16 protein-coding genes and 1 pseudogene are annotated in these 14,405 nt (G+C 38.3%); 5 read left to right on the plus strand and 12 right to left on the minus strand.

Annotated features, from left to right (window positions below; all coding sequences use genetic code 11):
* Positions 1-121: 121 nt before the first annotated feature.
* The gene (locus tag AC3ZVC_RS18980; protein ID WP_490064745.1) at positions 122-496 is read right to left on the minus strand and encodes a hypothetical protein; all 375 of its coding nucleotides are present in this window, start codon (positions 494-496) and stop codon (positions 122-124) included.
* Between the two features lie 121 nt (positions 497-617).
* Positions 618-1,568, minus strand: coding sequence for a Gfo/Idh/MocA family protein (locus AC3ZVC_RS18985; RefSeq protein ID WP_490064746.1), 951 nt, complete (start codon positions 1,566-1,568; stop codon positions 618-620).
* A gap of 329 nt (positions 1,569-1,897) precedes the next feature.
* Here AC3ZVC_RS18985 and AC3ZVC_RS18990 point away from each other — a divergent pair, with 329 nt between their 5' ends.
* The gene (locus AC3ZVC_RS18990; protein ID WP_490064747.1) at positions 1,898-2,128 is read left to right on the plus strand and encodes a hypothetical protein; all 231 of its coding nucleotides are present in this window, start codon (positions 1,898-1,900) and stop codon (positions 2,126-2,128) included.
* A 442-nt stretch (positions 2,129-2,570) separates the two neighbouring features.
* Here AC3ZVC_RS18990 and AC3ZVC_RS18995 read toward each other — a convergent pair whose 3' ends face one another.
* The 5 genes from AC3ZVC_RS18995 to AC3ZVC_RS19015 all read right to left on the minus strand — a co-directional run bounded on the left by AC3ZVC_RS18995 (position 2,571) and on the right by AC3ZVC_RS19015 (position 6,705).
* Positions 2,571-3,737 (minus strand): thermonuclease family protein, encoded by a 1,167-nt coding sequence (locus AC3ZVC_RS18995; protein WP_490064748.1) that lies wholly within the window; start codon positions 3,735-3,737, stop codon positions 2,571-2,573.
* 139 nt (positions 3,738-3,876) lie between these two features.
* Entirely contained in the window at positions 3,877-4,752 is an 876-nt protein-coding gene (gene sdaAA / locus AC3ZVC_RS19000) for an L-serine ammonia-lyase, iron-sulfur-dependent, subunit alpha (RefSeq protein ID WP_490068965.1), read from the minus strand.
* Between the two features lie 39 nt (positions 4,753-4,791).
* On the minus strand, positions 4,792-5,454 hold the full coding sequence (gene sdaAB / locus AC3ZVC_RS19005; protein WP_490064749.1) for an L-serine ammonia-lyase, iron-sulfur-dependent subunit beta: 663 nt from the start codon (positions 5,452-5,454) through the stop codon (positions 4,792-4,794).
* 138 nt (positions 5,455-5,592) lie between these two features.
* Positions 5,593-6,267, minus strand: coding sequence for a helix-turn-helix transcriptional regulator (locus AC3ZVC_RS19010; protein WP_490064750.1), 675 nt, complete (start codon positions 6,265-6,267; stop codon positions 5,593-5,595).
* Between the two features lie 204 nt (positions 6,268-6,471).
* A complete protein-coding gene (locus AC3ZVC_RS19015; RefSeq protein WP_490064751.1) occupies positions 6,472-6,705 on the minus strand; it encodes a hypothetical protein in 234 nt (77 codons plus the stop codon).
* 166 nt (positions 6,706-6,871) lie between these two features.
* On the opposite strand from AC3ZVC_RS19015, the gene AC3ZVC_RS19020 reads away from it, so the two are divergent.
* From AC3ZVC_RS19020 to AC3ZVC_RS19035, 4 genes and pseudogenes are all read left to right on the plus strand, one after another.
* Positions 6,872-8,245: a sensor histidine kinase gene (locus AC3ZVC_RS19020; RefSeq protein WP_490064752.1), complete on the plus strand. Its 1,374-nt coding sequence runs from the start codon at positions 6,872-6,874 to the stop codon at positions 8,243-8,245.
* Positions 8,245-8,923: pseudogene (locus AC3ZVC_RS19025) on the plus strand (response regulator transcription factor). The gene AC3ZVC_RS19020 and the pseudogene AC3ZVC_RS19025 overlap by 1 nt, the downstream one beginning before the upstream one ends.
* 3 nt (positions 8,924-8,926) lie before the next feature.
* Positions 8,927-9,490, plus strand: coding sequence for a TVP38/TMEM64 family protein (locus AC3ZVC_RS19030; RefSeq protein WP_490064753.1), 564 nt, complete (start codon positions 8,927-8,929; stop codon positions 9,488-9,490).
* 117 nt (positions 9,491-9,607) lie between these two features.
* Positions 9,608-10,126, plus strand: coding sequence for a hypothetical protein (locus AC3ZVC_RS19035; RefSeq protein ID WP_490064754.1), 519 nt, complete (start codon positions 9,608-9,610; stop codon positions 10,124-10,126).
* A gap of 65 nt (positions 10,127-10,191) precedes the next feature.
* On the opposite strand, the gene AC3ZVC_RS19040 is transcribed toward AC3ZVC_RS19035, so the two are convergent.
* The 5 genes from AC3ZVC_RS19040 to AC3ZVC_RS19060 form a co-directional block, all read right to left on the minus strand.
* Positions 10,192-10,824: a nitrite reductase gene (locus AC3ZVC_RS19040; protein WP_490064755.1), complete on the minus strand. Its 633-nt coding sequence runs from the start codon at positions 10,822-10,824 to the stop codon at positions 10,192-10,194.
* A 161-nt stretch (positions 10,825-10,985) separates the two neighbouring features.
* Positions 10,986-11,582, minus strand: coding sequence for a YdhK family protein (locus tag AC3ZVC_RS19045; RefSeq protein ID WP_490064756.1), 597 nt, complete (start codon positions 11,580-11,582; stop codon positions 10,986-10,988).
* Positions 11,583-11,850: 268 nt separating this feature from the next.
* Positions 11,851-12,588 carry an urease accessory protein UreH domain-containing protein gene (locus AC3ZVC_RS19050; RefSeq protein ID WP_490064757.1) on the minus strand — a complete coding sequence of 246 codons (738 nt, stop codon included), beginning with the start codon at positions 12,586-12,588 and terminating at the stop codon, positions 11,851-11,853.
* A gap of 155 nt (positions 12,589-12,743) precedes the next feature.
* A complete protein-coding gene (locus AC3ZVC_RS19055) occupies positions 12,744-13,073 on the minus strand; it encodes a four-helix bundle copper-binding protein (RefSeq protein WP_490064758.1) in 330 nt (109 codons plus the stop codon).
* A gap of 166 nt (positions 13,074-13,239) precedes the next feature.
* Positions 13,240-14,259, minus strand: coding sequence for a F510_1955 family glycosylhydrolase (locus AC3ZVC_RS19060; RefSeq protein WP_490064759.1), 1,020 nt, complete (start codon positions 14,257-14,259; stop codon positions 13,240-13,242).
* Between the last annotated feature and the right edge of the window lie 146 nt (positions 14,260-14,405).

Genomic DNA, 14,405 nt, shown 5'->3' on the forward strand with positions numbered 1-14,405 from the left:
TTCGACACACTAAATATTCTTAAGTAATCATAATCCCATACCCCTTTTTTGGCAATACTTTTTTTGAAATATTTTCAAAATAAAAACCTCTATTAAAGAGGTTTGCAATGTGCATGATTATTTAGACTGCCTTAGATGAAGTTTTCCCTTCTATCATGAGAATGGCTTCTTCATTCTTAGCTATCTTTGTTAACTGAGCATCAAGCCGCTGGTGAATTTGAGTAATTTCTTCACTTAACATTTGCTTTAAAGTGGTTTCTTTAATAATCTCCAAAAAATCCTTCATTTCTTCTCTTTGGAAAGAATCCAGTTTTTCAACTATTTCCTTTATGTCTGTAAGATCGATCTGGTTAACCATTACTCGGTGTTCAATGCTATCAACTTTTTCTAGACGGTCCAATCTGTGTTCAAGTATCTTTACGTTTTTATCGATTTGGATCAGTTGATTCTTAATCTCTTTGTTGCTTTCCAGCAGCTGCTTCAATAACTCCTCCATAATATCTCTCCTCGTCTTTTGTTAGACCAATTTTATCACCTTAGTTCTTTTAAATGCTGTGAATATTTCGTTACAAATGTATTGAAATGGAAAATAACAAAAAAGAGACACAAAAGTGCCTCTATTTCGCCTTTATTAATGCTTCTAATACTTTTTGAACCCCAAATCCCTCTTTAAAAGATACAAGCTTTGCAGAATCACCTTTGATTGCTTTGAGCAACTCTCCGGCTAGGCTATTTTTATCAGCTGCTTCTAGTGAGATGATTTCCCCGTTGTCTTCAGCCGTACTCTGGGAAAGAATGCCCCAATTCACCATATCCAATGTTCCTTTGTCACCGAAGACTTTAAATGAAAGATGCTCTTTCTGCCCAATATCAGCTATTCCGTTAAAGAGAACAGGAATATTCCCCGGGAGCTTCATAGAACTGATAAAGCTTGTTTCGCACAAATGTTCATCCTCAGGATATTCAACAAAAGAATGAATATCGCCCATCTCCCCAAATACTTCGTGTATCAATTGAATAAAGTGGGGAGCTACTTCCCGGATAAAACCTCCCTGCTCTCTGCTTGAAATCCATTCATTTTTCTGCCAAGAACGGGGCCAATGGGTAAAATGCAAATGAAGTTCAACTTTTTTGATTTTTCCCAGCTCTCCACTCTGTATCTTTTCTTTAAATACCTGAAAGGCCTGGCTATATACCATAGGAAAGTTCATGGCATGGATAATATCGGCGCGTTCAGCTGCTTCATACATTTCCTTCGCTTCCGCAACCGAATTTGCAAGCGGCTTTTCACATAGCAAATTTTTGCTGCTTCTAATTATATCCATCGCAATTGCATGATGGAACTTAGGAGGAACCCCTAAGTAGATGAGATTAATCGTCTCATCTTGAAGCAGGTCCAAATGATCCGTATACATCGTTGCAGCCGGAAGCTCAACCTTAAATTTGTTTAAACGTTCTGCGTTTCGATCACATAGAGCCGCAATTTCGATTTCTTCATACTGCTGAAATTGGCGCAAAATCCTTTCCCCTATCGCTCCCATTCCTATTAAACCAACTCTAACTTTCAAAATCCTTCACCTGCTTATATAGATTCATAGAACATAGAAGAATTATACAATTTATTTGAAAAATGCTAAAGTTATATATTTTTGTAATTTTAATTAACCGTTTTTTAGTAAGCAAAAATTAACTCTTTTCCCTTTATTTTAAAAACATGTTTAAGAATTGCCAAAAATAGAGATAACTACCCTTGACCCCATACAGAAACATCACAGCCGATTAAATAAATTTGAAAATCTCCAGCAGGCTTGCTGGAGATTTTTTGTTTTAATTATACTGGCCAATAAATGGATAGAAAAGTATAGAATGGGAACCATAAATATAACAATACTTGGAGGTGTCATCATTGAACCTGGATAAAGATATGCAATTTGAAATCAAAAGCTGTTTTGCTCCGAATCTTTACCGTTCTCAAACCTTGAAAATTCTCGAAGTAACACCAAGCAGTGTTGTGATTCAAATGGACAGATCAAGCGGGCGCGGTGTTTTTCCTGCAGAAAATTTCCACTATTGGATAAAAAGGGGGTCACTCATTAAACTGAATGACCATCATAGGAGAACATCCTAGAACACTGGTTTATGACTAGTGTTCTTTAATTTAATCTCTTTTTTAAAAGATAGCTGTTTTTAAATAAATTTGTTTAAAAAAGTAACAAAGTTTGCGAAAACAGCCCTATTTTAATATAGCACGTGAGTTGATTCAGGAAAGGTACTGCTTTTTTCAAAGCAGATAGCTGCAACTTTGTTTAGCAGGCCGCTTTCTAGTTAGAGTAAATTAACTAAATTGTGAGCTTTATGAAGAACTTCCCAAAACTTGAGAACAAAATGGTAAAATTGCGAAGAAACCTCTAAAACTTACGAACAATTTCAGTAATTTAGCGAAGAAATCATTAAAATTAGCGAATAAACTATGGCTAGCTTTAATTTAAAGATTGAAGGAGGATGTCCTTGTTAAAAACGCCAGGTTTTCATCAAAATGGTCGACTCTAGTGAAAGAACCTGCCTCCATTCTATCTTTCACAGGCAAAATTATCTTTATCTCGATCATGTTTTGAGTCATAAGCAGGATGTGTAGATGGAACTCCATTCGGATACACCTTTCTCAACTCTGTGCAGTTTTTGTAAGACTCTGATTGATTTTCTGATGACGATGAAGCACTGTTGCTGGACGAGCTGCTGTCAGCCTCTGAGCCGCTTGAGATATTGCCGGTTCCAGAACCTGACGATGAACCACCCGCACTGCTGCTACCCGAAGAATCCAAATCCCCCCTGGTTGTTCCTTCATTCCCAAATGCCCAGAGACCTTTATTTGCTTCCCTCGCTACCCTGCCAAACTTCCTGAAATATTCACTGTATTTAACATCCGGGTTATAGGTTGATGGTTCAGCAAACCCGTTCAGCACTAAATGGGCGTTGAACATTTTGGTCCGCATTTCACTCTCATCCATATCATCTGAAGGGATTTCTAGCCAAATAATTCTTAACAGGCGGCCATATCGGTCTGTATCAGAGACGTCCTTTTGCATCCAAACTTTTTTACCCATTAACTTTGATGAGGTATATTGGCTGGCCTCTTTACCATATTCTTCAACTTTTGTTGTCGACTCAGGTGTGTTGATTCCAATCAGGCGCACTTTTCTTCCATCAGATGTTTCAACCGTATCCCCATCGACCACTCTCCCAACAGTCACCAGCTCAAGACCTAAGGTGGCAGCAATCTTTTCTTCTTCTTTCTGCTGCCTCTCAGCTTCTTCTTGCTTCTTCTTTTCTGCTTTCTCAGCCTCTAGCTTTGCTTTCTCTTCGGCCTGTTCTTTTGCTTCCTCTTCTTTAGTCTTCTTTTCTGCAAGCTTATCTTCCTCTGCCTGCTGTTTCTCTTCGATTTCCCGCGGCTCTTCTTTTGCAAATTCTTCCTGTTTAGTATCTTCTTCAATGTCCTGGTCTGTTACAGTTTCAGTGGTTTCAGAAAATGCAACAGCCAAGGTTATTGAGAGAAGAATTCCCGCAGCCATGATCCAGCCTGATTTATTAAAATTGGTTTTAAATCTGCGGTACTTTCTGTTTAACAGCAATCCAATTAAAAAGACTGCCAGCCCAATAAACGCTGCTGGAGCAACTATTCCTAATAACAGCATGAATAATATAACAATAGTGAAAAAGACACCTCTTAGAACCTTCACTCTTTCTATTCTCTCCCCTTTTAAAAATTCTTCATTAAGTGTATCGTATATAAACAATCACCTTTAACCTATTTTTATCCAAAAATTAAATAACACCAACTCCTTTAAGAATTGGTGCTACCAATTATATTTTATAGGGTTATTGCTTTTTCCCAAAAATTTGTTCCTGCAGCCTTCTCCCGGTTGGAGTTGCAGCTAATCCGCCTTCTGCTGTTTCCCGTAATGCAGATGGCATAGTTTGGCCGATCTGGAACATGGCATGAATAACTTCATCGCAAGGAATGCGGCTTGTGATTCCAGCAAGTGCCATATCTGCTGCTGTCATAGCATTGGAAGCACCCATGGCATTTCGTTTCACACAGGGAACCTCTACAAGTCCGGCAACTGGGTCACAAACCAGACCGAGCATGTTTTTCAATGTGATCGCCATCGCTTCTGCGGCCTGGCTTGGTGTACCTCCTGCCATTTCCACAATAGATGCAGCTGCCATACCGCTAGCCGATCCTACTTCAGCTTGGCATCCTCCAGCCGCCCCGGATATGGAAGCATTGTTTGCAACTACAAAGCCGAAAGCCGCTGAAGTGAAGAGGAATTCAATCATTTCCTTGCGGGTTGGATTTAAAACCTCCTTTACCGCGAACAAGGTACCAGGCACAACGCCGGCAGAGCCAGCTGTTGGGGTAGCACAGATCGTTCCCATTGCAGCGTTCACTTCATTGGTCGCGACCGCTTTGCTGACGGCATCAAGCAAAATATTGCCTGATAATGCTTTTCCGCTTTTAATATATTTTTGAAGAAGAACAGCATCTCCGCCTGTTAATCCGGTTACAGACGTCACACCGTTCAAGCCGCGCTCAACCGCCTGCTCCATTACTGTCAGGTTACGGTCCATCTTTTCAAAAATTTCTTCACGTGTCCGGCCGGTAACTTCTATTTCTTGTTGAATCATAATTTCGGCAATTTTAACACCTTTATTTTCTGCGAGCTTGACAAGCTCGGCAACATTTCTAAACAACATTAGTATTTCCCTCCTGGTGCACAGCGTCTTAACCTTTTAGTCAACCATTCTAATAATTTGCGTAATATTTGGAAGCCCTTCCAGCTCGGCCATCACGTCTTCGTCAATCTTCTGGTCCACCTCAATGACCATGATCGCCATTTTCCCTTTTTCTTTGCGGGAAACTTCCATATGTCCAATGTTGATTTGATGCTTTGATAAGATATTTGTTACAGCGGAAATTACGCCGAACTGATCGTTATGAACGACTAAGATAGCAGGATGTTCACCTGTCAATTTTAGTTCAAATGAATTTAGCTCTGTTATTTCAATCGTTCCGCCACCAATGGAGATTCCAACAAGCTCCAGATCTCTGTCCCCTTCAGAAAGCTTAATTCTTACTGTATTAGGATGGTCTGTTACTGTGTCTTCCACTGTAAAGATCACATCAATACCCGCCTCTTCTGCTAATTGCAGTGCAGAAGGGATGCGCTCATCAAAAGTATCAAAATCCAAAATTCCGCCAACAATGGCCACGTCTGTGCCATGGCCTTTATAAGTTTTAGCGAATGACCCGTATAAAGAAATCTCTGCTTTGGAAGGCTGCTTTCCAAAGAGTGTCCGGGCAACCCGGCCGATGCGTGCAGCTCCAGCTGTATGTGAACTTGAAGGACCGATCATAACCGGACCGATTATATCAAATGCAGATCTGTATTTCATTTTATATGCCCCTTTACTCTAATGGTCGTAATCTATCTTTTTTAGCGGCAAGAGAAAATTGTAACACAAAGGTTCAAGATTTTAATACATTTTCTCACTATGTTTATATTGATTATAGTCAGCAAGGGAAGGATTGACTTATTTATGTTCAATAACTGCTTCTGGATGCAGCTCATTAATGGTTCTGATTTTCTGTAAATAATTATAAATCGTAAATTTAGAAACTCCCAGTACAGAGGCTACATAGTCTGTTGCCCCCTTAATCAGGAAAGTCCCTTTATCTTCAAGCTGGCGAACACACTCAACCTTTTCATCAAGTGTCATGAGCGAAGGCGCCTTTTTAAATCCTTGAAGTACTTGCTCTACCATCTCGTGGATCACGTCCTGGACAGAATTATAGAAGTTTTCTGATTTAGAATGGGTGTCATCAAAGCTGATGAACTCTTCAATTTCACCGCTAAATTGCATCAGTAAACTTATATCGTAATTCAGGCACAGTGCGCCAATTATCTTATTTTCATCATCACGAAGAAAAATCGTGGATGATTTCATAACATTTCCCTTTTTTGATTGCGTTTTATAATTTGCTATATCATTTACATCATTTTCATGCTTGGCTAATTCATTTAACACGAGATCAGTAATAGGAGAACCGATTTTCCGGTCTGTTACATTCCCGGCAATATGAATAAGCGATTTTTTTAAGTCGCTGAAATCGTGGACAGCCACTTCACAGCGGGAACCAAACATTTTTACAAGCATATCAGCAGTCCGGATCGCCAAGTCGAATACAGGCTTATGGCATTCCTTCAATTTCTGTCACTTCCTTCTGTAATCGCTTTCATTATTATACTACTCTATATTTCTTAATAATTGAATCATAACATAAAAAATAAATTAATTAAAATAAAATTTTAATAGCTACAAAAAAATTGTAAACAATCATACATATCGTTAATAGATTTTATACTTGTACAGAAAAATGCCACATCGCCATGCGGATGTGGCATTTACTGCTTATACGTTTCTTAATACTAAGTATAACCTATTTACACGCTCGCTCTTTTCTTCTTCAGATGCAAGGTCGAACTTTTTTAATAGATGAAAAACTTCATTTAATAAATCCTGTGTATGTTCTTCCTGGAAGAAGGATTGAAATAATGGTTTCATATCCTCTGGGAGAAAATCTGCCTGCTGTTCATATTTTTTCTGTACGTCTTCTGGTGAATGGTCTAACTTACATTCGCTCATTGGTATCCCTCCTGAAAATAGAACTGTTCTAATTGCATTTTACTATGTTAGGGCCCATTATTCTAATTTACCTTCCTGCACCCTGGTTAAAACATAAAGCTTCTGCATAGATTCTTCAAATTTTTCGAATATAATAGAAGTAATAGATCTGAAATGAGTGAGTTCTTTGAAGAATCTTTCCTTAAAATTAGGATTATTGTTTTTCCTAATCCTTTTCGGGCTTGAAACCTTTACGTTTTTCTTTTTACATAGCACACTTGTTGAATCTCGTGTGGAAGAAGAATTGATTGCTCTCCAGACAAGGGGCAACTCTCATCGTGCAATCCTTGAAAGACATTTTGATAACGATACCATTTCCCATGTAGCCTTAATGGAGTCTGAAGCAAATACTGATGTGGTCATTACAAATATAAATAAGAACATTCTTGGTTCATCTGTAAAAAGCTCCTCCATTCAAGAATATATTGATAGGCTCATTCCTACAGTTCCCAGAGAAGGGCAAACGATCGGTGATAATTGGACGGAAGATGATTATATTTCTACCGTAAGCCCCATTGAACAGGAAGGCCAGCTTATCGGCCATGTTTATATGTTTCAGGATACAGCATGGATTCAAGCCCTCATTTCCCGTTTAAATGAGCAGTTTTTGCTTGCAGGGTTCATTGCTGTTATCTTTACCATTACGATCATTATTTTTCTATCAAAAGCACTGGCAAAACCTTTAATAAAAATGAAAGAAGCAACTTCGCAAATCAGTAAGGGGGATTTTTCTGTTTCCCTTCCCAAAACAGGTAATGATGAACTTGGGGATTTAGCAAAATCGATACAGTTATTAGCCAATGATTTAAGCTACTTAAAAGAGGAACGCAGCGAGTTTTTATCAAGCATTTCACATGAACTTCGCACTCCTCTCACCTACATTAAAGGCTATGCGGATATCGTCCAAAAACGAAATCTTACTCCAGAAGAAAGAAATCAATATTTATCGATTATCCTGGAAGAAACAAACCGCCTTTCAGATATGGTCAAAAATCTATTTGATTTGGCGAAAATTGATAAAAATTCTTTTGATATTCACAAAACACCGATTGACCTCAAGGATTTTATGAGAAAAATTAAAGCAAAATTTACACCTGCCTTTATGGATAAAAGGATGATACTCGAAGTAAATTGCCCGGAAGCTATCCAATTAAATGCTGATGCATCCAGACTTGAACAAATCATCTTTAATCTTTTGGATAACAGTATTAAATATTCTTCACCGGATGGAAAAACAGCCATCACTGTAAGCAGGCACAAAAAGAATATCATTATTAGGATAAAAGATAACGGAAAAGGAATTCCGGAACATGAACTGCCTTATATTTTTAATCGCTTCTACAGAGTGGATAAATCACGCACAAGAGCCCTTGGTGGAACGGGGCTCGGCCTCGCCATTGTAAAAGAGCTTATTCATGCCCATGGAGGGACCATCACTGTAAAAAGCAGAGAAAATATAGGAACTGAATTTGAAATGGTTTTTAAGGGAGACAATGTTTGATGAAAACAATACTGCTGGTAGATGATGAAACAAGAATGCTTGATTTGATTTCTTTATATTTAACACCGCGCGGCTACAATTGCATTAAATCCACATCAGGCGCAGATGCTTTGCTTTATCTGGATTCCCATTCTGCAGATCTCCATTCTTCTGGATGTGATGATGCCTGAAATGGATGGCTGGATAGTATGCCGGGAGATCAAAAAGTTTTGGGATATTCCAATCATTATGCTGACTGCCAAAAGCGAGAAACCTGATATTGTCAAAGGCCTAAACATTGGAGCAGATGATTACATTTTGAAACCGTTTGATGAAGATGAGTTGGTCGCAAGAATTGAAGCGGTCCTCAGGAGAAGTCAATCAGACGGAAAAACATTAACCTTTATGGGATTAATATTAAAAGAGGATTCATTTGAACTGCTTTTCAAAAACAAAGAAATCCCTTTAACCCCAAAAGAATTTTCAATGCTAAAGCTTTTTCTCGCTAACCCGAACAAAGTTTTTTCAAGAGAGCATTTGATTGGTTCCGTTTGGGGATATGGTGTGTCTATTGAAGATCGCACTATCGATTCACATGTCCGCAATTTACGTGAAAAATTGCGGAAAGCCGGCTTCCCGGCTGATGATTATCTACTGACTGTCTGGGGAGTCGGCTACAAATGGACCGGGAAGGCATAATGAATGTTTTCTGATGTTCTCGAATGGATTTCCGGACAGCCTTTATTAGCAGCACTTTTTAGTATTATGATGAATGTAGGGGTCAGCATTTCAGGGGTTCTCCCAAGTGCCTTTATAACGGTCGGCACTATTGCCGTATTTGACATGAAATGGGGTTTATTCATTTTAATTATTGGTGAAGCTGCTGGAGCGGTCGTAAGCTTCGTTCTATACCGTAAAGGGATCTTCAGGCTATTCTCCATTTTTCCGAAGATCGAAAATAAAGATAACAAATTTTTGCTTAAACTTAGAAATGCTGAGGGCACTACCGCCTTTTTTATCGTTATTTTACTAAGAATCTTGCCCTTCGTTCCATCTGGAGCTGTAACGCTGACTGGAGCATTCAGCAAAATGGATTTGCTTTCATTCAGCCTGGCCAGCACACTTGGGAAGATTCCCGCTTTATTTATTGAGGCATACACAATCACAAAAGCACTTAAATTAAAAACTGAAATGCAAATTGGGATCATTCTATTAATTGCCGTAATGTTTTTGCTTTATTTCATATGGAAAAGGAGAGTTAACTAAAGGACAGTTTAAAGCTGTTCTTTTTATTTTGACACCCCCTATATTTTGTCATGATGACAAGCCGTGTAGTGATAAACATAGGAAGAGTGTAAATTTTTTGGTATTAGGGGGATTAAAATGATACTTAAATCGATGGATTTAAGCCTTATGGCTGAACACTTAAACATTCATAAAACCGTTATCGAAAAGTTAAAGCTGTTTTTCTGCTCCGTGGAAAATCCTGAAATGCGGCAGGTCATTTATGAACAAATTGTCATTATGGACAATCATGTCAGGGTTATGATTAGCCTAATGGACCCACAGGTCAACGAGAGCATAGGTGTAGAAGCTTTAACTGAAGTAAAACCCGTCCCAATTGACTGTAAATCTCCAGTTACTCAGCTAACCCAGAAAAATATTGCCATTGAAGGACGCCATACTGCCAGGTCAATGGCACTTGATAACTTTACTTCAGCCTTATCTATGAAAGCTGAAAACATTAAAAATATTCATGTTCAAATGGCTCTCCAGCAGGTCAGGATTCAGGATAAATATTCAAATATTATAAAAGAAAAAGGGTGGGAGCATGTGCCGGATGCATCACAAGAAGAACAGGTTGAGGCAATGAACGCCTTTAAAAAGAAATATTCTAAATAAAACCCATTAAAAAACAGCATCTCTTCTCTCTTTATGCAGAGTGTTGATGCTGTTTCCTTTTCCATTTATATTTTCTTCGTTGCCGAACGTAAATTTTCAATTCCATACCTTTTTACAAATTTATGGAAAGCCTCTCTTTTCTTGCCGTTTTGCTGATATATTCCTATTAGTTTATCAATGGCAGAATATAACTGGTCAGGAATCAGGCCTTCCATATAGAGGGTTCCTGCTTCGGCGTCCCTGCCTTTTGATTTACCTCCAATATATAAATCATAGGTATCTTTCATCTTCATAATTCCAATATCATTCATGAGAGGTTCCCCGCAGCCAACCGGACATCCAGTATAGGCAGGCTTTAGTGTAAAGGGTACAGGTCTGCCTGCAATTCGCTTATTAATTTCCTTCGCCACAGGCATCCCTTCCTCCTCTTCACCTTTGCAAAAATTACAGGTTCTCAGGCTTTTCACATAGCTTCCAACAGGATAGCAATGTAAACCCGCCTGTTCAAACTCTTTAATGATCTCTTCTTTCCTTTCAGCATCAATTTCTATATAGAGCTGCTGAAAGGTAGTCAGCTCAAGTTCATCGTTTTCGTCCATATATTTTGTCAAAATTATAAGCTGTTTAGCGGTAAGCTTTGCTCCAAAATTTATGCCGCCGTTTACTGCGAGCTTTACTTTTTCTTTCATTTCGGCCATAAAAACTCCCCTTTGCTTCTTACTATAGATGAATCTATAATCCTCCTTTTATTATACAATACCCCTCTATAGTATAAAAGTTCATTATCTTTATTTTTTGCCTCATTTTAAAAAGAACTTACCCTATTAAAGGTGTAAGCTCTTTTATGACCTATTAATTATTATTTAGCAGGAGAAAGCTCCGTTTCTGTTACCCACATATGATTTGTAACTTCTTCCCCATCTGTTGTAGTAAAATCGACCATATAGACGGTCATTTCCTCCGCAGAATCGATTTCGGCTGCTGCGCCTTCCATGCCCTCCATATGGCTTGCATTTACTTTAACCTCGTCACCTTCTGCAAATGGCTCCTCTCCAGCATTGGCAATTTCCTGATGGACAACCCATTTATGATTTTCTACTCTTTCTCCGCCAGTGGTTGGTGTATAGGAAATAGTATAAACTGTTGTATCATAAGCACCAACGATGGTTGCCTCAGCGCCCTCCATGCCTTCCATATGTCCATGTGTTATGATCGCTTTACTGCCGACTTCATATTTTGGATTCTCACTTACTTTTAATCCTTCAGGGACTTCGCCTGAGCCTGAGTGATCCATACTAGAATGGTCTCCAGAATGATTGGTGCTTTCTTCAGAAGTTGTATTGTTTTCAGCAGTTTCTTCAGGACTTGCTTCCTCCCCATTTCCTCCGCACGCTGATAACAATAACACAATTGACAATGAAACAAACCCTGTGGCTAATTTCTTTCCTTTGATCATTCCAAAATCCTCCTTTTTATTTTGAACATATTATTACAAGAAATTGTGCAGAAAATAAGGAGCAACTAATGCAAATATCCAAATAATTATTACCTGAAAGAACAGATGTATGTATTTGTATAATACTCAAATACAAATAGGTTCATAAACACTTATAAAAAAACCCTTGCTTATGAGCAAGGGGCGGAATAATCAATTCATTATACTGATTCCATTAGGAGTACTTCCCACTTTAACAGTATCTACTACAATATTTTCTCTAGATCTATTAAATACTCCAGTAAATAATGGTATCCAGAATACCCAGTAATAACATTAGGGCACCGGTAACCTTTTGGACTCCTGATCCAAGCTTTCTCCCCTTTTTCTTCATCAGCTTCCCGCCAAGTCCAAGATACCAAATTAAGAAAATAGCCATAATCAGCGGGAGTGAAGTCCCAATTGCAAAAATTGCTGGAAGAACTGGTCCATAACTGACTGCCATTGCCATTGGCATAAGTGTGATAAAAAATAAGACGAACATTGTAGGACAGAAACCCAGCGTAAAGCTGACACCCATGAAAAAAGCACCGAGGGGGCCCTTTTTTTGCAACTTCTCCGGAATACTTCCGAATGTAAAACTTTTGTGAAATTTAATAACACCAAATAAAAATAAACCTATTAAAATAAATAACGGCCCGACAATTTTTCTAAACCATGGAAAATAAGCAGTTAAAGATGTCCTAATTTCCATCCCGAGGATCCATACAAGTAACCCAAGGCCAGTAAAAACAACGATTTTGCCAAGAATAAAAAACAGAACCTCAGCCCAAGCTGTCCTTTTTTGAATAGATTGATTTCCGAAAATAGTAATCGCCCCAAGGTTTCCTGTAAATTGACATGGCGCTAAAGCTCCTACTACCCCTAAAATAAACGCTGAAAACAGAGGAACCCCCTTAGTGTTCAGACCTAAACTAATCAATGGCTGGCTTATATAATTGCTGATTTGGCTAAAAATTTCATACATCGCTACCTGCTCCTAATTGCTTCAGATTATTAACATGAAGTTTTTCTATTTAATTTGTAACATGAAACTATGAAGAAATTAAGGAGAATAGTAAAAACGACATAAAAAAACAGACTCCTTGACAGGATGCCTGTTTTCATATCATCTTTGGTTTATTAAGATGCCATTTTACGGCATGCTTCTGCACATTTAAAGCATGCTTCTGCACATTTTTGGCAATGGTCGTGATCATGCTTTTTGCATTCATTTCCGCATGCTTCACAAATATCTGCACAAAGGCCGCAAATCTGCTTTGCAAACGGACTATTTGATTGCATTGATTTTGCAGCGAACTCACATATATCAGCACATTCCCTGTCCATTCGAATACAATCTGCCATCATTTTTAAATCTTCTTCGTCAAAACATGCATCATAACATACATTACATGCCTCCATACATTCAAGACAAGCTTGGATACATTGTTCATATGACTGGCTATACATTTTATCACCCTTCCTTTATATCTTCTACATCATTTATCTACCCTGGCGTTGATAGAGTAAACTGCATATTTTTTGCATATTTATCAGCTTAAAAATTTTCGATTATTATGGGCTGTTCACAAAGAAAAACGGAATATGAGAGGTCCCACATTCCGTTCATCTTTGTTTACTTAAGAACTCCTTTTTCTACTAACAGTTCCCAATTGCTGCCGCTATCTTTTGTAAAATAAACATTCCCATTAAAAGAGGCAAAAGTCATCTCCTGTTCATTCTGAGGGTTTTGAGCGAAATACATAACTGCATCCTCTTTCATCTGGGGCAAAGTAATATCCTTTTCAGTTTTATCAGAGAGAGAACGCTTAATTAGTTTGGTGTTTCCATCATAACTTCCATAAACCAGGCTGTCATTTGTAAAAAATACTGATGTACCTTGTCCGGTTACAGTAATTTTTTCAAAATTTTCTCCTTTATCGTTAGAAAGATAAATGCCCTGCTGTCCCGCAGCTGCCAAATAGTCTGGTTTTTGCGGATGTACGGCAACGCTGATCAATGTATCTTCAAGTCCATTGGCTTGTACTTCTTGCCATGTTTTAGCGTGGTCTTCACTTAAATAAAACTTTTCTGTTTGCATCTTGGAGTTCTTATGTGGATTCATGACAAATATTACTGGATTTTCATAGCCAATTCCCATGACATGAAAATCTGTTTCTCCTTCAAGATCCAGCATTTCAAGTGTTTGTCCGTTATCAGCGCTTTTTTGGATACCTAAAGGGTTTGGGAGATTGGAATCATGCCCGGGGTGTCCGCTTGTATAAAAGCCGTCTTTTGTGGCATTAAAACCCATATAATCATTGTTTTGCTCTTTTGTTTTATACCATTTGCCGTTTTCATATACTTTTAAGCCATCATGAGCAGCAAAGAAAGGTGCTCCTTGATTACCCACATAACCAACCCCATGGATGTGATCGATTTTCCCATCAAACGGTTCAAAAAAATCATTGTTTGCAATGGCCTCTATTTGCTCAACAGCTGTATTTTGGTTTTCTACTTGTTCTTTCTGCCCAATCGCCTGCTCCTCGACTGTATTTTCTTCTTTTGAAACTTTCGGTTCTTCGGTTTGGCCGCACGCGCTTAGCCCTAATGTAAGTCCAGCAGCAATGATCCATAAATTCTTCAACTTTTTCACTCCAACATCCTATTTTTTCAGCTTGTTAGTCTTTTAAGTGTCTAAAATAACAGGTTGCTAAAGGAATAGCAAGGAGAATTGCCACTTTAAAAGCTTAAAAGCTGTATTCTTATAAGTAGAGGTTACTAAAAACTTATGCAAAAAGT

Source organism: Cytobacillus sp. C11.1, assembly GCF_058145115.1.